This window comes from Breoghania sp. (assembly GCF_030066895.1).
Lineage (GTDB): Bacteria > Pseudomonadota > Alphaproteobacteria > Rhizobiales > Stappiaceae > Breoghania.
The window spans coordinates 346414-363710 of record NZ_JASJAV010000001.1; the positions used below are offsets into that span (position 1 = coordinate 346414).

A 17297-nucleotide genomic window follows, 5' to 3' on the forward strand; every position below is an offset into this window, starting at 1 on the left:
AGCGTGACGTCATCGGTGGAGATGGTCAGGTTCTCGTTGTAGGTACCCGCCGCGACAAGGACGGTATCGCCCTCACCGCCGCATCAAGCGCGGCCTGGATGGTCTCGAACCCACCATTGCCAACCAGCAGGAAGCGGCCGGTTCCCGCACCGTCGACGATCTCAACGTTGCTGAGCGTGTCGGTTCCTTCGGCACTACCCGTCGTGACCGTCCAGCCGGTCGTACCATCGAGCGCGATGTCAACACTCGTCAGCGCGGCCCCGTATTCGGCCGTATCAGTGTCCGCACCGCCGTCAAACGTATCGTTGCCTACACCGGAGATGAACGCGTCATCCCCGCCATTGCCGTTGAACGCGATCCCGACATTGGACGCAGCCTCGGAACTCGTCATGGCTGCGGCATTGACCGTATCGGCCCCCGCCCCGCCTTCCACATGGATGGTGGAAACGTTGACGCCGGAATTCGCGAAGTCGCCGCTGACGACCACCGTACCGCCGGCATCGGAGAGCGAGATTTCCACTTTCTCGATATTGTCGACATCGGCCGTGTAGGTGCCATCGGAAACGGTGAACCCGTCGCCGTTGTCGCCCGGCGCATCGAAGGTGAGGGTCTGCGCCGTGCCGGTGATATTCACCACCTGCAGCGTGTCACCCACCACTTCGACCCCGGTGCCACCGTCGATCTGGTCGTTGCCGTCGCCGACCCGCCAAAGGATCGTGTCGTCGCCGAGACCTCAGTCGGGGAAATCGTCATTCTGCCCGCCGCGCATCTCGTCGGCGTCATCACCGCCATAGAGCCGGTCATTGCCGGTATTGCCCTGCAGGAAGTCTTCGCCGAGATCGCCGAGCAGAATGTCGTCGCCGGCACCGCCGTAGACCTCATCATCACCGCCGTAATCGATCCCGTCTTCAGCCAGATCGTTGAGAAGATCGTTCCCGTCGGTTCCGGTAATCAGATCGTCGGCATCCGTGCCGCGGATGCAGCTGTCCACGCCGAGCGTCGCCGTCGTAGAGTTGGTGATACTGATGCCGAGAGATCGAGCGTGCTGGTACCGCCGATACCCGTATAGGTACCCGGGCTGCCATTGGTCCCCGGCGTTCCGTCACCCGCCGTCGCGATCGGATCCACAAAGAGCAGATCGCCCCAATTGGAAGAACCGGTGAGCGACACATCCGTGAAGGTCAGGCCATCGAGATTATTGAAGCCCTGCACCATCACCTGCGGCTTGTGATAGGAGCCATCGACCGTGACGTTGGTCAGCGTGATCGTTCCGATCGCCTGATCGACGTCATAGGTATTCCGCTCGAAACCGGTGATCTGAATGGCATTGTCGCCCTTCGAACCGGAGGGATCAGCCTCCGTCATCGAACTTGTGATCGTCACGTATTCGATAGTCACATCGCCAAAGTAATGCCACAGCAGCAGATCGGCAGACCCGTTGGAGCCTCCCTGCCCGCTATCGGCGAAATCGGTCCCCCGGATAATGATCTCGCCGACGCCCGACGTATCGTCATCGATGCGGAAGCCGTGGCTCGAATTGTCGTTGAAGGAGCTGTCTTCGATCGTGATCGTATCGACGATCGTGCCGGAATCGACCCGCACGCCAACCGAGTTGTCGGCGAAATTGATCCCCGAAATCGTGACGGAAGCGCTGTCGCCGTCATCGATATCGCCGGAGATCGTCGCCCCGTGCCGCCCGGATTGATGATCGTGTCGGTCGTCGGATCATCGCCGCTGCCCGAGCCGACCAGCGTGATCGCCTTGTCGAGCGTGATGTTTTCGTTCCACACACCCGGCGCGATGATGACAGTATCCCCGTCGACAGCCGCGTCGATGGCTTCCTGGATCGTGTCGAAGCCACCGTTGCCAACCCAGCAGGAAGCGTTCGGTTTCACCGCCCGCCCCGTCCGGATCGGCAGCCTGGACATACTGGATCCCGGTCAGCGTATCGGTGACCTCGCCGATGCCCGTGGCATCGACCTGCCAGCCCGCCATCACGCCTGCGCCCGGCTCCTCATCCGCGATCGCCGTGAAGGCCGAAGCATCGAGCACGCCGCTGTAGATGGCCGTATCCGTGCCGTCGCAGCTCACCAGTGCATCGTCACCGAAACTGCCGTCGAGCGTATCGTTGCCCTCGTCGCCGTAGAGCACATCCGCACCGGAGCCGCCGGAAAGCGTTTCCTCCCCGATACCGCCGTGCAGCTCGTCCGCATTGCCGTTGCCGTTAAGAACGTCGTTACCGTCGTCACCGAAGATCACGTCCTCTCCGGCATTGCCGCTGATGACGTCATTCCCCTTGCCGCCGGAAAGCACATCGCTTCCCCCGTTGCCGGAGATCTCATCGTTGCCGTCGCCGCCCTCCAGAGTATCGGCAAAGGCCGTTCCCTCAATGTAGTCGGGGCCTGTCGTTCCGGTGAGGTTCAACGGAGCATCATTGTCGGCTCCATAGACCTCGATGAAGTGCCCTTCGTAGGTACCGTCACCGGTATTGATCAGCACGTCCGAGATCATCTGGAGATAGGTGTTGGACGAAAGATCCGGGTTATCCGTGTTGTTGGCTAGCGCCACGCCGACGAGCACGCCGTCGAAGGTGTTGCCGGAGACCTCCACATCGTCCGTCTCGCCCAAGGTGTAGATGGCATAGTGGGTATTGGGGATCGGAACAGCACCCCCTTCGACCGGTCCCTCGAAGGTATTATCGACGATGACCAGCCCGTCTGCGGCCGAATAGGCCAGAATGCCGGTGGTCACCCAATCGCCGCGCTGGAAGCCGATTTCCGAAACGGTGTTGTTGGAAACCGTACCGCCCGCACCGTAGGAAATCTGGATGCCGTTCTGGGCAATTGCATTGGTGGCTGACAGAAAGCCTGCGCCGTCAATGTCGTTGCCATCCACGAGAACCGTCAACCCGTCGCCGCTGGCGATGATGCCGGTCTTCTGGAAGTCGCTGATCGTGCTGTTCAGGATCTCGACGTTGCGGGCCGTCCCATCCTCATTGAGGCCGACGATGGCGTTGCCGCGCTGATTGCCGGAAGGCGTTCCGTGGCCGTTCAGCTCATCCCGCACGCCGACGATCGTGACATCGGAGATCGTTCCGTCGGAATTGCCGAAATAGATGCCCTCGAAATCGGGCGACGTGCCCGACGGCATCTCATCACCGAGGCCGTTGCCGTCCACCTGCAGGTTTTCGATCGTGATGCCGGTGCTATCCTCGACCAAAATGACAACAGCTCGATCACGGGTCCCGCCAGTCGTGTCGTTGACGAATTCTGGCGTATCCGGCATGCGGATGATCGTTGCATCGCCTTCACCGACGAGGGTGATGTTCGACTTGCCGTCGATTTCCACCTGCTCCTCGTAGACGCCCGCCTTCACCTCGACGCGGTAGCCGTCGGAAGACGCATCGATACCGTCCTGGATCGTCTCGTAGGTCCCGACAAGATTGTTCGAGGCATCGAAGACAAGCACTTCGTAGTCAGGTCCAAATCGACGCCGTCGCCGCCGAAATCGATACCCTCGATACCGTAGAGTGCATCGGTGTGACCGGCGCTCGTATCTTCCACGCGCCAGCTTCCGTCCGCCTCGCGGGTGATATTGTAGTCGGATGCCGTCCCGTCGAAGACGGCGACATCGTTCTCGCCGTCCTGAGCCAGAAGGTTGGCCTCGACGCTGAGATCGGTGTCGTTGCCGTAGAGCGTGTCGCTGCCGCCCTTCAGCGTATCGTCACCCGTCCCGCCGATCAGCGTGTCGGCATTCGACGTGCCGTTGTATCCGGTATCACCGATAAACGTGTCGTTGCCACCCTCGCCGCACAGCACGTCGTCGTAGTTGCTGCCCATCAGGACGTTGTCATTGGGATCGCCGGTGAAATCGGCCCGCGAATTGTGAGCCGCGGTGACATTCTCGAAACCGGAGATCGTGTCGCCGTCCAATTCGCCGCCCGAAACCATGTTGGTTGCGAGATTGACGGTATGAATTTCGCTCGAAGATCCGCCGACGCTCAGCCGCAGGGTGTCGTTGCCATCACCACCGTCGAGCGTATCGGCCCCCGCACCGCCGTCGATGATATCGTCACCGTCATTGCCGAGGATCACGTCGTCACCCGCCAGGCCCGAGATGATATCGGCCCAGCCGGATTCGACGATGCGGTTATCCGCACTGCTCGCCTTGATGACATTGGCGCCAACCGAAGGTGCGCTGGTATCGGAAGCGTTGAGGATCAGATCCTCGATATCGATGAAGATCGCATTATGGGCCATAGCCGCCTGTTCCGGCGGTGAAGTCGACATTGACCTTGCCGGTAAGCTGCAACAGGTCGGCCGTATCGCGACCGGCGCCGCCGTCGAACGTCGTACCGCCACCGTCGACGAGACAGTCGTTGCCTTCGCCGCCGCGAAGAACGTCCGTTCCGACTCTGCCGCTCAGATAGTCATCGCCCGGCGCAAAGCGATCCACGCCCGATCCCACCTCCTGAATGATGCCGGCGCTCTCATGCCCCAACACCATGGGCACGGGCCGGGGCCGATCGCCGTTGATGACGGATAAATCTGAATGGCAGAGCCCCGCCGCCTCCACCTTGATGAGAACTTCGCCTTCCCGCGGCCCCTCAAGATCAATCTCTTCGATCGTCAACGGCCGGGTTTGCGCATAAGGCCCCGGCCGCCCGATTTCCTCCAGAACTGCCGCCTTTACCTTCATGGTTTTTGTTCCTCCCCTCGCGATTCAATTCAATGAACCATCGTTTGCATGATTGTTCTTCAGTGGCTTCGTCCAGGGACGATAGACCAGAACGCCTCCGGAAAGCTTCAGGAATTCTGACAAGTCAAACAATGCGATCGCGGCCCGCATCCCGTTGTCGTCCCGACGGCCGTCAGCCTGACCAATTACCAGCACCGATGCGGCCATGATCGAAGGATGGCCGCTACTGAATTTCCGCTTCCTTGATGAAATCCAGCACGACAGGTTCCGTCTCGCCCTTTCGCATGAACAGATGGAGATCGAATCCGGCGTTTACGCCCTCAAGCTCGATGAAGACGGTCCCTTCCGGAGCCGCACGTTGAAGGGCGGCAGAAACGACCGCCACGTCGAGATTGGCTTCCACCAGACCGAGCATGGTCATGGGATTGCGGGCCTGCAACTTGCGAACGGGTTCGAACCCGAGGCTGTTGCGCGTCACGAACATGCCCGCGTTCTCTTCCTCGCCGGACAGTCCGATGAATGTCTCGTGTTTGAGTTCCTTGGGATGCACGCTCTGGACGCCCGCCAGAAGATGTTGAGACGAAACGGCGAGTTGAATCGGAAAATGCGCGAGATCGATACCGCGAACCAGTTCTCTGGATTTCCGGAAGGACTCAGGGGGGGCCCAACGCGATGTCGATTCCTCCTTCAAGAAGAGCGCGCGACTGCGTGACGGGATCTGTCTCGACAATCTGGATGCTCACAAGCGGTCTGCGCAATCGGTAGGAGCGCACCAGATGCGCCACGATGCCGGATGCTGTCGCCGTGGCCGACACGCCAAGCACGATGCGTCCCATCTCCCCTTCCCCGGCCATTCGCACTTCGTCCACGGCAAGCTGCAATTACGCCATGAGCGCCTGCGCCCGCGTTCTGAAGAGTTCGCCGACGATGGTGAGACGAACCTCGTGGGGGCTTCGCTTGAACAAACTGACGCCCAGCGTCTCCTCAAGCGCCTTGATCTGCATGCTCAGCGCGGGCTGAACGATATTGAGCTGACGCGCGGCACGTCCGAAATGGAGAGTTTCGGCCAGAACGAGGAAATAGCGGAGTTGGCGGATTTCGGACACGGAAATCACCAAAACTGATTATATAAGTCAAATCAATCTATTTTACTGACCACCCGACGCAACCTATATTCTGCCTCAGGACGGAATTTGAGAGTGGAGGGTTCCGATGCTCGGAACGGATACATCCGCCAGCTTCATGCAGTTCAGCGGTCCGCTGATCGACCCGCGCAGTCCCCCGCAGGCTGTCCCAACAGGCCAGCACCTCCCCCGGCGAAACTGATCTGACATTCGTCGGCAGGAAAAGACCTGCCTAGCCTTCAAACCAAGAAGACAGTCACCCGGCATTCCCCTCGCTGTTTCAAGCATTTCCAGTGCCTTGTGCCGATCGGGCGAAAGGCATGCAGGAGAAGTTTGTCGCGGGTTTTCCGCAATCAGGATCATGCCATGTCAAAACTGAATCCACTGGGAGGCTTTGCACTGCTGTGCGTCGCCTGTCTGACCATCATGGTGGGCTGTGTCATCGTGCCCGGCCTGCCCAGCGTCTCCACCGCGCTTGGCGTGCCAAACGCCGCCAGTTGGCTTGTCACCCTCCCCTCTCTCGGCGTTGTCGTCTTCGGTCATCTCGTCGGTCTGCTGATGAAACGCATCGGCGCCTACAAGGCGCTGGTCATCGACCTGGTTCTGTACGGCGCACTCGGCCTCGTTGGCATGTGGCTCTTCAACCCGATCGTGCTGTTCACCGACCGTCTGCTGCTCGGCGGCGCGACGGCCATGGTGATGGCATCGGGCACGAACCTGATTTCAGATTTCTATGAAGGCGATGCCCGTCTTCGCATGATCGCGACACAAGGCGTGGCCATCGAGCTCGGCGGCGTCATCTTCCTGGCGATCGGCGACATCCTGGCCGGCATCGGCTGGCAGTACCCCTTCCTGCTATACCTCGCAGCCTGGGTTTTCCTGGCGATGGCTTGCTCTTCATCCCGAGCAAGGTCCCGGCCTCGGCCGAGGCACAGGAAGAAGAAGTCGCGGCCAAGGCAGCCGGGTCCCAACCCAATGTCCGCGTGATGGACATCTATTTCGCCGCCTGCTGCTCCCTGATCCTATTCTTTACCGCTGTTGTCATGATGCCCCGTCGACTCGCGGAAATGGGGCTGAGCAAAGATGAGACGGGCTACTTCATGGCCTTCATCTCGCTGATCGCAGTCTGCACCACCTTCTTCATGCCCCGCGTCAAGAAGGCGTTAGGGGACCACAGAACACTCGGCCTCGCGTTCCTCTGCTACGCCGCCTCCCACATTCTCTACACCACCGGCGCCCTGTCGATCATGATCGCGGGCGCTGTGTTGATGGGCTGCGGCTTCGGCTTCTCCATTCCTCTGGTCAACAACATGGTCGCCGAGCGCAGCCCGCTCAGCCACAGGGCTCAGAACTTTACCTACCTCTCGGTCGCGATTTTCCTCGGACAGTTCCTCTCCTCCTTCATGGAATTCATCCCCGGAAACGGCACGACCGCCTTTGGCACCGCTGCCGTCATCGCGATCGTCATCGCATTCATCTTCGGCGGCAACAACCTGATCGGACGGCTGAAAAAGGCCTGATCCATCCCAACGATTGCATTTCCCCGGCCGTCATCCTGAGCCGGGGGGGATGCCCGAGTTCCGCCCGTGGCGGAAAAACAAGGGGTGAAAAAGTGAAAAAGATCGCCCTGGAAGAACACTTCGTTACCGAAGACCTCGTTCCCCATCTCGAAGATACGTACCAGAACATCAACAAGGACCTTGCCAGTCGCGCCATTCCGCGCCTGAAGCAGCTCGGTCAGGAACACATCGATGCCATGGACGAGGCCGGGCTCGATTTCGCCGTTCTCTCCATTGCCGGCCCGGGCGTCCAGGTGGAACCTGATGCAGGTCGCGCAATCAAACTCGCCAAGGAAGCCAACGACGTGCTTGCCAAGGCGATGCAGGACCATCCCAAACGCTACGGCGGTCTGGCACACCTCGCCATGCAGGATCCGACCGAGGCGGCCACAACGAACTGGAACGCTGCATCAAGGACTTCAAAATGCAGGGCGCCATGATCAATGGTCAGACCCTCGGCCTATACCTCGACAATTCCTGCTATGAGGACTTCTGGGCGAAACCGGCCGAACTGAAGGCCCCGATCTACATCCACCCGGGCAACCCGGTGCAGATGCCGATCACCTATGAAGGCGCAAAGGCATTGTGGGGCCCGTTCTGGAGCTGGGGCGCTGAGACCGCCAGCCATGCTCTGCGCCTCGTCGTCAACGGCGTCTTCGAACGTCACCCCAACGCCCGCATCATCCTCGGCCACATGGGCGAAACCCTGCCCTACCTGCTGTGGCGTTTCGACAGCCGTCTGCCGACCACCTACATGAACAAACCCCTCGCGGAGAAGCCGTCGCATTACATCCCGCAAGAACATCACGATCACCACGTCGAGTGTGTGCGATGACGTCTCGCTGCGCTGCGCTCTGGACAATCTCGGAGAGGACAACGTGATGTTCTCCGCCGACTATCCGTTCGAGAGCCTCAAGGAGGCCTGCGACTGGGTCGAAGGTGCCGAGATTGATGACGCCCGCAAGGCGAAGGTCACCCACGGCAATGCCGAGACGATCCTGCTCGATCTGAAGTGAGTTGATACCGGGGGGCCCTTCGCACGGAGAGCCCCCTTCCCGCTCGCAGGACGATCCACATGCAAATTCTGAAATCAATGCAGAAGGTGCCCGCCGGCATTCTGAACGTGCCAATGGTCGTTACGGCCGTCGTCCACACGTTCTGGCCTTCGGCCCTGAACATCGGCGGCGCAACGACCGCGCTCTTCTACACCGGCACGATGACCGTCATTGGCATGATGCTCTTCGTCACCGGCGCCCAATTCAAGATTTCCGATGTCGCTCCCACGGTGAAACGCGGCTTCGTGCTGCTGCTCACCAAGCTGATCATCGGCGTTGTCGTCGCCCTGGTGGCGATCGGACTGTTCAAGCCCGACGGCATTTGGGGCATTCCCTCCATCGCGCTGATTTCGGCGATTGCAACGACCAACGCAGATATCTACCTGGCCCTTGTCACCCGCTACGGCGACAACATCGACCGTTCCGCCTTCGGCGCTCTCAACCTTGTCTCCGTTCCTGCCGTCCCCCTGCTGCTGGTCGGTCTGGCCGAAGGTCAGGGCTTCGACTACATGGTGGTCATCGCCACACTGGCCCCCTTCCTGATCGGCATGCTGCTCGGTAATCTGGACGCTGACCTGCGGAAGTTCCTGGCCCCGGGAAGTGTCGTCGTGCTGCCCTTCCTCGGCTTCTACTTCGGTGCCGTCATCGACCTTCGCGCCGTTGTCTCGGCCGGTTTCTCCGAGCTGCTGCTGACGGCGATCGTCATCATCATCAACGTGCCGATCCTGCTGGGTGTCGATCGCGGCCTGCTGCGTCGCCCAGGCTATGCCGCCTGCGGCGTCGTTCCGACAGCCGGTGCTGCCGTGGCCGTGCCCATGCTCTATGCGGCCAACCACCCCGCCCATCAGACCTATGTGACGACAGCCACCGCACAGATCGCCATGTCCGTGGTGATCTCAGTGATCATCATGCCGTTCCTGGCCAACAAGCTGGCCGCCAAGAAGGACGCCCCTGAAAGCGCTCCGGAACCGAAGGTGGATGCAGCCCCGACCAGCGCCTGAACTCCGGCCCCGGGAAACGCACCCGATCAACATCTCGGGGCATGAAGAGCCAACCGGATCCCGTCGTCCGGTTGGATTCTTCTTTGGTGCCCGAACGCTCGCCTGACCGTCTCAGACGCAATCTCCGACACAGACCGACCTACGTAGAGAGACGACTTACCCGAAGGCTGCCCCGGCCCACACTATCCGGCCGCCACCAACCTGCCATCAGACAAGCCCCCGAGAGCACCATGTCTTGCCTTCCTTCTCGCCGCCTACTGTTTCTTGCGCTGGCAATGCCGTTCGCCGTTGCGGTCCTGATCGGCGGATAAATCAACCCGGTCCAAGCTGCGGAAGCTCAGATGTCTAAACCCGTCGTGACAACGTCTGCCGGATCCCTCGCCGGGATCAAGACCGGTGAGGTAGAGAGCTTTCGAGGCATTCCCTACGCCGCGCCTTCCGTTGGGGAGTTGCGATGGAAAGCGCCCCAGTCTCCAAAGATCTGGTCCGGTGTTCGCGACGCCTCGACCTTCGGCGCCGCCTGCATCCAGAAGGAGGCCCGAAAGAATCCCGAAAAGAGCCTGAAGTCATATCCCCAAAGCGAGGACCGCCTGACGCTGAACGTCTGGCGCTCCGCATCCACCTCCAATGCTGCACCCCCACTCCCCGTGATGATCTGGATCCATGGCGGCAGCTTTCGCTTCGGAGCAGTTAACCTCGATCTCTACAGCGGTGCAGATCTCGCAAGATACGGAGCGATCGTCGTCACGATCAACTATCGCCTCGGCGTCTTCGGAATATTCTCCCATCCCGCCCTTCACTCCGCTTCGGACGAAACTGACAGCAACTATGGCCTCCTCGACCAGATCGCAGCGCTGCGCTGGATGAAGGACAAAATCGCCGCTTTCGGCGGATATCCCGATAACGTCACCGTTTTCGGAGAATCCGCCGGCGGCGTGTCGGTCTCGTATCTGCTTGCCTCTCCGATCGCCAAGGGGCTCTTCGACAAGGCGATCATGGAATCTGGAGGCCTCGCCGTTCCCGTCCATTCCCGCAAGGGGGCCGATGAAATCGGGGAGACCGTTGCCTCGGAACTGGGGCTCGGCGCAGTAGCGACGGCAAGGTGGTACTTGGCTCCGCAGCAGACGAAGTCGCCAAAGGCCATGCTGCGCACATTCCCCTGCTCATCGGCTGGAACAACGCGGAAGTAGGTTTCTTTCCCCCGCCTTACTGACAAAGCGTGAAGAAGGATCTCGGTGAGGCGCGTTGGAAAGAACTCAAGCCATATTGCTACGATTACGGCCGCGACAACGACGATGCCTTTGCAGAACAGATCGCAACCGAATGGTTTGCGGGCATCAACAGCCGAGCGATCACGCAGACGCACGCAGACCACGGCAACCCGGTCTATGCGTATCCCTTCGCCTGGGTGCCGAAAGCGAAGCGCGGCAAGGTTCGCGGCGCGATCCACACCTCCGAAATCCCTTATGTCTTCGGGCATGTCGCCGCGAACACATCAGCCGATCCGGAAAGCCGGAAACTCTCCGACGCACTTGCCGATCGCTGGGTCGCCTTTGCGCGAACCGGCAGTCCTCAGATCAAGAATGCGCCTGCCTGGCGCGGGTTTTACCGCCAAGGCGAACACATTCCTGCTGATTGGCGAGAATGGAACTCGGACAGGAAAAGATCCTGCTCAACCGTTGATCGAGGCCCTGACGAAACTTCATCTGCCCCCACGCCCCTGATGATCGTCATCGAGCCAAAATAGGCAGCCTCGTCATCAAACGAAACTCAAATGAGGCCTGTAAAAGAAAAGGCGCACCGAGAAATCTGTGCGCCTTTCGAATAGCAATAAGTGTTACGCCAGTGATCAATGCAGGATCTGGCTGAGGAACAGCTTGGTGCGCTCGTGCTGCGGATTGGTGAAGAACGGTTCCGGCGCGTTCTCTTCCACAATCTGCCCGGCATCCATGAAGATCACCCGGTTGGCCACCTGACGCGCAAAGCCCATTTCGTGGGTGACGCAGAGCATCGTCATGCCCTCTTCCGCCAGGCCTACCATCACGTCCAGCACTTCCTTGATCATTTCCGGATCGAGAGCCGAAGTCGGCTCATCGAAGAGCATGATCCGCGGGTTCATGCACAGCGAGCGCGCGATTGCCACACGCTGCTGCTGACCGCCGGAAAGCTGGCCGGGGTACTTGTTGGCCTGCTCGGGGATCTTGACCCGCTCCAGATAGTGCATGGCGATCTCTTCCGCCTGCTTCTTCGGCATCTTGCGCACCCAGATCGGCGCAAGCGTGCAGTTTTCCAGAATGGTCAGGTGCGGAAAGAGGTTGAAATGCTGGAACACCATGCCAACCTCGCGGCGGATCTCGTCGATCCGCTTCAGATCGCTGGTCAGGGTGATCCCGTCGACGATGATGTCGCCCTTCTGGTGCTCTTCCAGCCGGTTGATGCACCGGATCATCGTGGACTTGCCCGAACCGGACGGCCCGCAGATCACGATACGCTCGCCGCGCATGACCTTCAGGTTGATGTCCTTGAGCACGTGGAAATCGCCGTACCACTTGTTCATACCGACGATCTCGATGGCCACATCCGTCTCGGACACTTCCATCTTCGGCTTCGTCTCGGCGGTCATGGCTGCCGTTTCACTCATTTTTTGACCCTCAAAGGTGTCTCGGGCGCGCCGAGTCTCCCCAGCACGTCATATTAACGTTTGTGCCCGGTATGGAGGCGCCTCTCCATAAAGATGGAATAACGCGACATCGAAAAACAGAACGCCCAGTATGTTGCCGCTGCAAAAAGGTATCCGGTGTGGCTTTGCGTCGGCGTCGCCCAGGTCGGATCCGTATAGGACGACTGAATCTGGCCGAGAAGATCGAACAGGCCGATGATTAGCACCAACGTGGTGTCCTTGAACAGCCCGATGAAAGTATTGACAATACCGGGGATCACCAGTTTCAGCGCCTGAGGCATGATGATCAGCCCCATCATCTGCCAATACCGCAACCCCAGCGCCATGGCGCCCTCATATTGTCCTTTCGGGATAGCCTGCAACCCGCCGCGCACCACTTCTGCCATGTAGGCGGAGGCAAACAGGGTCACGCCGATCAGAGCCCTTAAAAGCTTGTCGAAGTTGACGCCTTCCGGCAGAAACAGGGGCAGCATCACCGACGACATGAACAGCACCGTGACCAGCGGAACACCGCGCCAGAACTCGATGAAGATGACAGAGACAAGCCGCACCACCGGCATTTTCGATCGTCGCCCGAGTGCCAGCACGATGCCGATCGGCAGCGATGCGGCAATGCCCGTCACGGCAATGACGAGCGTGACCAGCAACCCGCCCCAGTTGGATGTCTCCACGATCTCCATCCCGAAGCCACCCGTCAGCAGGAAGAAAGAGCCGACGGGAAAGACGATCAGCATGAAGATCACGTTGGCCCGCTTGAAGGGAGCCGACGGGACGAGCAGCGGGACAAGACCGAGCGCAAAGACGGCGAAGACGATATCCACCCGCCAGCGTTCGCTGATGGGATAGCGGCCATAGATGAATTGCGAGAAATAGTCCGTGATATAGGGCCAGCAGGCCCCGTGATGGCCGAGGCACGCCTCACGATTTTCTCCCGTCCACATCGCGTTGATGAACGCGAATTTGACCAGCGGCTCGAACAGGAGCCTCAGGATGATCACCCCTATCAACGTCAGGATGGTGTTCGTCAATGACGAGAACAGGTTGTTACGCACCCAACCGACCAATCCACCGGTCGCAGCCGGCGGGGGCAGGACGGGGGCCATCTCATCGCGAACGAAATGGAAATCTGTTGCAGCCATGACGCCTTCCTACCGCTCCACCAGCGCCATGCGCTGATTGTACCAGTTCATGAATGCCGACGTGGTGAGGCTCAGCGAGAGATAGATGAGCATCCACACACCGACGACCTCGATCGCCTGGCCGGTCTGGTTCAGAACCGTACCGCCGACGGAAACGAGGTCCGGATAGGCGATGGCCACCGCCAGCGAGGAATTCTTGGTGAGATTGAGATACTGGCTGGTGAGCGGCGGAATGATCACCCGCATGGCCTGTGGAATGACCACCAGACGCAAGGTCGGACGCGGCCTGAGACCGAGCGCATTGGCAGCCTCCGTCTGGCCGTGACTGACGGCCAGAATGCCCGCGCGCACGATCTCGGCGATGAACGACGCGGTGTAGATGGAGAGCGCCAGAACCAAGGCTACGAATTCAGGCGTGAGTTTCAGCCCACCGACGAAATTGAAGCCGCGCAGGACCGGGTATTCCACGGTGACGGGCATTCCGGTGACGAAGAAGGCAATGACCGGTAGACCGATGATCAGCCCCAGAGCCGACAGAACGGAGGGAAACGGCTGGCCCGTCTCTTCCTGCCTCTTGCGTGCCCACATATGCAACACGATCGATCCGACGATACCGATCAGAAAGGCCGCACCGATGAGCGTTCCCCCTTCCTGGAAGATTGCCCGCGGCGTGTAGATGCCGCGATTGTTGATGAAGATGCTTTCCAGAAAGGTCACGCTGTTGCGCGGCGAAGGCACCGAGCGCAGCACCGCGAAATACCAGAAGAAGATCTGCAAGAGCAGCGGAATGTTGCGCAGGATCTCCACATAGAGATAGGCCAGCTTGGCGATGATCCAGTTGCTCGACAGCCGCGCCACGCCGGCGATGAAGCCGAGGATCGTGGCAAACAGAACGCCGATGGCCGCCACGAGGACCGTGTTCAGAAAGCCGACATAAAGAGCCCGGCCGTAACTGGATGTCTCGGTGTAGTGGACCAGGGCCTGAATGATGCCGAAACCGGCCGTATAATCGAGAAAATCAAACCCCGACGCGATATTCTGGCGCGCAAGGTTTGCCATGGTGTTGGAAATGATTTCCCAACCCAGGGCAACGACCAATCCGACAACCACGACCTGATAGAATAAGCCGCGTACCCACGGGTCGTGTAACAATGATCCGCGCGACGGTTTTTCCGTCGCAGAATGCTCCTGAATAGCCATAGTCTCCGCCCATTTATCTCGGCAACAACCCGAGGTCGCTTCCAACGACATGCAAGGACCCTGCCGGGCGCCGACTCAATCGGCATGCGTCACTGCACCGGTGATACGGCCGCCATCGCGGGTCCTCCGAGATCGATCACTGTGCAGCCCCGAATCGACAGACAACCGGACAGAACCCGTCCGTGAACTGCAACGCCCGTCTCCCGACGCCGCGACCTTCGTCACCTGTCAATCTCAAGCCCGGATACGAAACACCCGGCCGGACCTCTGTCCGACCGGGTGCAGCGCAGAACCTTTAGCGGATCGGCGGGGCGTACATGATGCCGCCCTTGGACCACAGCGCATTCAGACCACGGGAAATGCCGAGCGGAGTATCCGGCCCGACGTTGGCGTCAAAGACTTCGCCGTAGTTTCCGACGGCCTTGATGATGTTGTAGGCCCAGTCATTCGTCAGGCCGATTGTCTCGCCGAACGAGCCTTCAATGCCCAGAAGGCGCTTGATGGCCGGATTGTCGGAGGACTTCATCTCATCGACATTGGCCTTGGTCACGCCGAGTTCCTCGGCATTGACGAGCGCGAAGAGCGTCCACTTGGCAATGTTGAACCATTCATCGTCGCCCTGGCGCACCACGGGACCGAACGGCTCCTTGGAAATGATTTCCGGCAGAACCATGTGCTCATCCGGATTGGCGAGCTTCAGACGCTGGGCATAAAGGCCGAAGGCGTCGGTCGTGTAGACGTCGCAACGGCCCGCGTCATAGGCCTGCACGACTTCGTCGGATTTCTCGAAGGCGACGACGTCATAAGGCATGTTGTTGGCGCGGAAATAGTCGGCGACGTTGAGCTCCGTCGTCGTTCCCGTATTGGTGCAGACCGCGGCGCCGGACAGCTCCAGCGCGGAGGAAACACCAAGCGACTTGCGGGCCATGAAGCCCTGACCGTCGTAGTAGTCGACGCCGACGAAGTTGAGCCCGAGCGTGGTGTCGCGGGTCATCGTCCAGGTGGTGTTGCGCGACAGGATGTCAATTTCACCAGTGCCAAGCGCCGTGAAGCGCTCCTTGGCGGAGAGCGGGGTGAACTTCACCGCGGCCCCGTCGTTGAAAATGGCAGCCGCCAGCGCGCGGCAGTAATCCACATCGAGGCCGGACCAATTGCCCGCGGAATCCGGATTAGAGAACCCCGGCAGCCCCTGGCTCACGCCGCATTGAACAAATCCCTTTGCTTTTACATCGTCTAAGGTCGCGCCGCTTGCTGCCGTAACGGCCATTCCAAGCGCTGCCCCCATAGCGAGCGGCAAAAATTTGATGGTCATTGATTGAAGCCTTTTCTGTTGCCCGGTTGATGCATTTGCGTATTGGGGGCGAAGTAATTACAAACTCATATCAATGAGAGAGAACCCGCTAGCCTGTACAATATCTTCGGCTCATAATTCCTCAGTTCGCACGGCGCGGTTGTCGATTATCGCCCCATAGGCTTATTCGAGGACATTTATAAAGTCGGGTCAAGAGTATCCTCCCACCTGCGACCCAGATGCGCGGCATCTGCCCACCCAACGTCCAATTGCAATTGCACAGACCGTGAACATGACCAAAAAAACATCAACCGGATCAACTCGCCCTGACACGCTGCTTACGTAGGCGGGCCGCCACCCCCAAGACAATCACGGTTTCGTCAATCCGCCCGTGATCCACGCCTCCACCGTTCTGTTCCCCGACATCGAGACGATGAGCACGGGAAATCAACCTTACACCTATGGACGGCGGAGCACCCCCACCTCCAATGCGCTGGAAGAAGCGATCACGGCGCTGGAAGGCGCTGCGGGCACGCGTCTTCCAGCGCCGTCCGGCCTCAGCGCCATCTCCGTGGCACTGCAATCGTGCCTGTCGGCCGGAAATCACCTGCTGGTCGCCGATTCCGTTTACGGCCCCTGCCGCCACTTTTGCGATGCTGTGCTGACCCGCTTCGGGGGCGAGGTGAGCTACTACGACCCGATCGATCTCGACGCTCTGGAAGTCGCCTTCCATCCCAACACGCGCGCCGTCTTCACCGAGACGCCCGGCTCCCTCACCTTCGAAATGCAGGACATTCCGGCAATCGCGGCCCTTGCCCACAAGCACGATGCGATCGTCCTGGCCGAGAACACCTGAGCCTCGCCGCTCTATTTCAAGCCGATCGAGCATGGCGTGGACCTGTCGATTCAGGCCGGCACCAAATACATCGTCGGCCATTCCGACGTGATGATCGGCACCGTGGCCGCCAGCGAACGCGCTTGGAAAGCCCTCGAACAGACCCACGGCGATCTCGGCCTGTGCGTGGGACCGAACGATATCTATCTGGCGCTTCGCGACTTCAGGACGATGAGCGTGCGGCTGGAACGCCACATGAAGAATGCGTTGGAAATCGCGGGCTGGCTTTCCGAGCGCGAGGATGTGACGCGCGTTCTTTATCCGGCCCGGCCCGGAGCCCCCAGACACGACCTGTGGAAACGCGACTTCCTCGGCGCAAGCGGACTGTTTGCCATTGAACTGGTTCGCGGCCCGGATGCGGACGCCAAGGCATTCCTCAATCCTCAATGCGCTGGAGATGTTCGGGCTCGGTTATTCCTGGGGCGGCTTCGAGAGCCTCCTCACCTGGCCACATCCCAAATCGATTCGCACCGCGATCAACTGGGATACCAAGGGCCCACTGATCCGCCTCCACATCGGCCTTGAAGATCCGGCCGACCTGACCGCCGACCTTGAGCGCGGGTTTGCAGCCTATAACGCGGCACGAGACTGACCGAAACGGTCAGGGGCAGCCTCCCCGCTCCTGACCGTTCCGCACATAGCAAAACGGCGGCGG

The 17297-nt window shown here is 60.1% G+C and carries 21 protein-coding genes and 2 pseudogenes; 9 read left to right on the forward strand and 14 right to left on the reverse strand.

Annotation, left to right across the window (positions count from 1 at the left end):
- Positions 1 to 25: 25 nt before the first annotated feature.
- The 10 genes and pseudogenes from QNJ43_RS01935 to QNJ43_RS01980 form a co-directional block, all read right to left on the reverse strand.
- Complete coding sequence (locus tag QNJ43_RS01935) at positions 26 to 655, reverse strand: hypothetical protein (RefSeq protein ID WP_300466945.1); 630 nt, start codon at positions 653 to 655, stop codon at positions 26 to 28.
- Positions 656 to 733: 78 nt separating this feature from the next.
- Positions 734 to 991, reverse strand: a complete 258-nt coding sequence (locus QNJ43_RS01940) for a hypothetical protein (protein ID WP_300466947.1) — start codon at positions 989 to 991, stop codon at positions 734 to 736.
- Positions 952 to 1602, reverse strand: a complete 651-nt coding sequence (locus QNJ43_RS01945; RefSeq protein ID WP_300466949.1) for a hypothetical protein — start codon at positions 1600 to 1602, stop codon at positions 952 to 954. The genes QNJ43_RS01940 and QNJ43_RS01945 overlap by 40 nt, the downstream gene beginning before the upstream one ends.
- Before the next feature lie 123 nt (positions 1603 to 1725).
- Positions 1726 to 3468, reverse strand: a complete 1743-nt coding sequence (locus tag QNJ43_RS01950) for a right-handed parallel beta-helix repeat-containing protein (RefSeq protein ID WP_300466951.1) — start codon at positions 3466 to 3468, stop codon at positions 1726 to 1728.
- Positions 3372 to 4259: a hypothetical protein gene (locus tag QNJ43_RS01955; protein WP_300466953.1), complete on the reverse strand. Its 888-nt coding sequence runs from the start codon at positions 4257 to 4259 to the stop codon at positions 3372 to 3374. The genes QNJ43_RS01950 and QNJ43_RS01955 overlap by 97 nt, the downstream gene beginning before the upstream one ends.
- 172 nt (positions 4260 to 4431) lie before the next feature.
- Positions 4432 to 4698 (reverse strand): annotated as a pseudogene (locus tag QNJ43_RS01960) (alcohol dehydrogenase catalytic domain-containing protein); the annotation flags it as partial.
- A gap of 24 nt (positions 4699 to 4722) precedes the next feature.
- A complete protein-coding gene (locus QNJ43_RS01965; RefSeq protein ID WP_300466954.1) occupies positions 4723 to 4905 on the reverse strand; it encodes a hypothetical protein in 183 nt (60 codons plus the stop codon).
- A 16-nt stretch (positions 4906 to 4921) separates the two neighbouring features.
- Complete coding sequence (locus QNJ43_RS01970) at positions 4922 to 5428, reverse strand: LysR substrate-binding domain-containing protein (protein ID WP_346432805.1); 507 nt, start codon at positions 5426 to 5428, stop codon at positions 4922 to 4924.
- Positions 5352 to 5552 carry a LysR substrate-binding domain-containing protein gene (locus QNJ43_RS01975; RefSeq protein ID WP_300466958.1) on the reverse strand — a complete coding sequence of 67 codons (201 nt, stop codon included), beginning with the start codon at positions 5550 to 5552 and terminating at the stop codon, positions 5352 to 5354. The genes QNJ43_RS01970 and QNJ43_RS01975 overlap by 77 nt, the downstream gene beginning before the upstream one ends.
- A gap of 27 nt (positions 5553 to 5579) precedes the next feature.
- Positions 5580 to 5804, reverse strand: coding sequence for a LysR family transcriptional regulator (locus QNJ43_RS01980; protein WP_300466960.1), 225 nt, complete (start codon positions 5802 to 5804; stop codon positions 5580 to 5582).
- Between the two features lie 384 nt (positions 5805 to 6188).
- On the opposite strand from QNJ43_RS01980, the gene QNJ43_RS01985 reads away from it, so the two are divergent.
- The 8 genes from QNJ43_RS01985 (at position 6189) to QNJ43_RS02020 (ending at position 11184) form a co-directional block, all read left to right on the forward strand.
- Positions 6189 to 6809 (forward strand): MFS transporter, encoded by a 621-nt coding sequence (locus tag QNJ43_RS01985; RefSeq protein ID WP_300466962.1) that lies wholly within the window; start codon positions 6189 to 6191, stop codon positions 6807 to 6809.
- Positions 6809 to 7342, forward strand: coding sequence for an MFS transporter (locus tag QNJ43_RS01990; protein ID WP_300467280.1), 534 nt, complete (start codon positions 6809 to 6811; stop codon positions 7340 to 7342). The genes QNJ43_RS01985 and QNJ43_RS01990 overlap by 1 nt, the downstream gene beginning before the upstream one ends.
- Before the next feature lie 92 nt (positions 7343 to 7434).
- Positions 7435 to 7821 (forward strand): hypothetical protein, encoded by a 387-nt coding sequence (locus QNJ43_RS01995; RefSeq protein WP_300466964.1) that lies wholly within the window; start codon positions 7435 to 7437, stop codon positions 7819 to 7821.
- Positions 7806 to 8216 carry an amidohydrolase family protein gene (locus QNJ43_RS02000; RefSeq protein WP_300466966.1) on the forward strand — a complete coding sequence of 137 codons (411 nt, stop codon included), beginning with the start codon at positions 7806 to 7808 and terminating at the stop codon, positions 8214 to 8216. The genes QNJ43_RS01995 and QNJ43_RS02000 overlap by 16 nt, the downstream gene beginning before the upstream one ends.
- Positions 8206 to 8397 carry an amidohydrolase family protein gene (locus QNJ43_RS02005; protein WP_300466968.1) on the forward strand — a complete coding sequence of 64 codons (192 nt, stop codon included), beginning with the start codon at positions 8206 to 8208 and terminating at the stop codon, positions 8395 to 8397. The genes QNJ43_RS02000 and QNJ43_RS02005 overlap by 11 nt, the downstream gene beginning before the upstream one ends.
- A 59-nt stretch (positions 8398 to 8456) precedes the next feature.
- On the forward strand, positions 8457 to 9437 hold the full coding sequence (locus QNJ43_RS02010) for a 2-keto-3-deoxygluconate permease (protein WP_300466971.1): 981 nt from the start codon (positions 8457 to 8459) through the stop codon (positions 9435 to 9437).
- A gap of 341 nt (positions 9438 to 9778) precedes the next feature.
- Positions 9779 to 10627, forward strand: coding sequence for a carboxylesterase family protein (locus QNJ43_RS02015; RefSeq protein WP_300466973.1), 849 nt, complete (start codon positions 9779 to 9781; stop codon positions 10625 to 10627).
- A 29-nt stretch (positions 10628 to 10656) separates the two neighbouring features.
- Positions 10657 to 11184, forward strand: coding sequence for a carboxylesterase family protein (locus tag QNJ43_RS02020; protein ID WP_300466975.1), 528 nt, complete (start codon positions 10657 to 10659; stop codon positions 11182 to 11184).
- 102 nt (positions 11185 to 11286) lie between these two features.
- On the opposite strand, the gene QNJ43_RS02025 is transcribed toward QNJ43_RS02020, so the two are convergent.
- The 4 genes from QNJ43_RS02025 to QNJ43_RS02040 form a co-directional block, all read right to left on the reverse strand.
- Positions 11287 to 12060 (reverse strand): amino acid ABC transporter ATP-binding protein, encoded by a 774-nt coding sequence (locus QNJ43_RS02025; protein ID WP_300467281.1) that lies wholly within the window; start codon positions 12058 to 12060, stop codon positions 11287 to 11289.
- A gap of 71 nt (positions 12061 to 12131) precedes the next feature.
- The gene (locus QNJ43_RS02030; protein WP_300466977.1) at positions 12132 to 13256 is read right to left on the reverse strand and encodes an amino acid ABC transporter permease; all 1125 of its coding nucleotides are present in this window, start codon (positions 13254 to 13256) and stop codon (positions 12132 to 12134) included.
- 9 nt (positions 13257 to 13265) lie between these two features.
- Positions 13266 to 14456: an amino acid ABC transporter permease gene (locus tag QNJ43_RS02035; protein ID WP_300466979.1), complete on the reverse strand. Its 1191-nt coding sequence runs from the start codon at positions 14454 to 14456 to the stop codon at positions 13266 to 13268.
- Between the two features lie 295 nt (positions 14457 to 14751).
- A complete protein-coding gene (locus tag QNJ43_RS02040) occupies positions 14752 to 15741 on the reverse strand; it encodes an amino acid ABC transporter substrate-binding protein (protein ID WP_300467282.1) in 990 nt (329 codons plus the stop codon).
- 298 nt (positions 15742 to 16039) lie between these two features.
- Here QNJ43_RS02040 and metC point away from each other — a divergent pair.
- Positions 16040 to 17234 (forward strand): annotated as a pseudogene (metC, locus tag QNJ43_RS02045) (cystathionine beta-lyase).
- Positions 17235 to 17297: the final 63 nt, after the last annotated feature.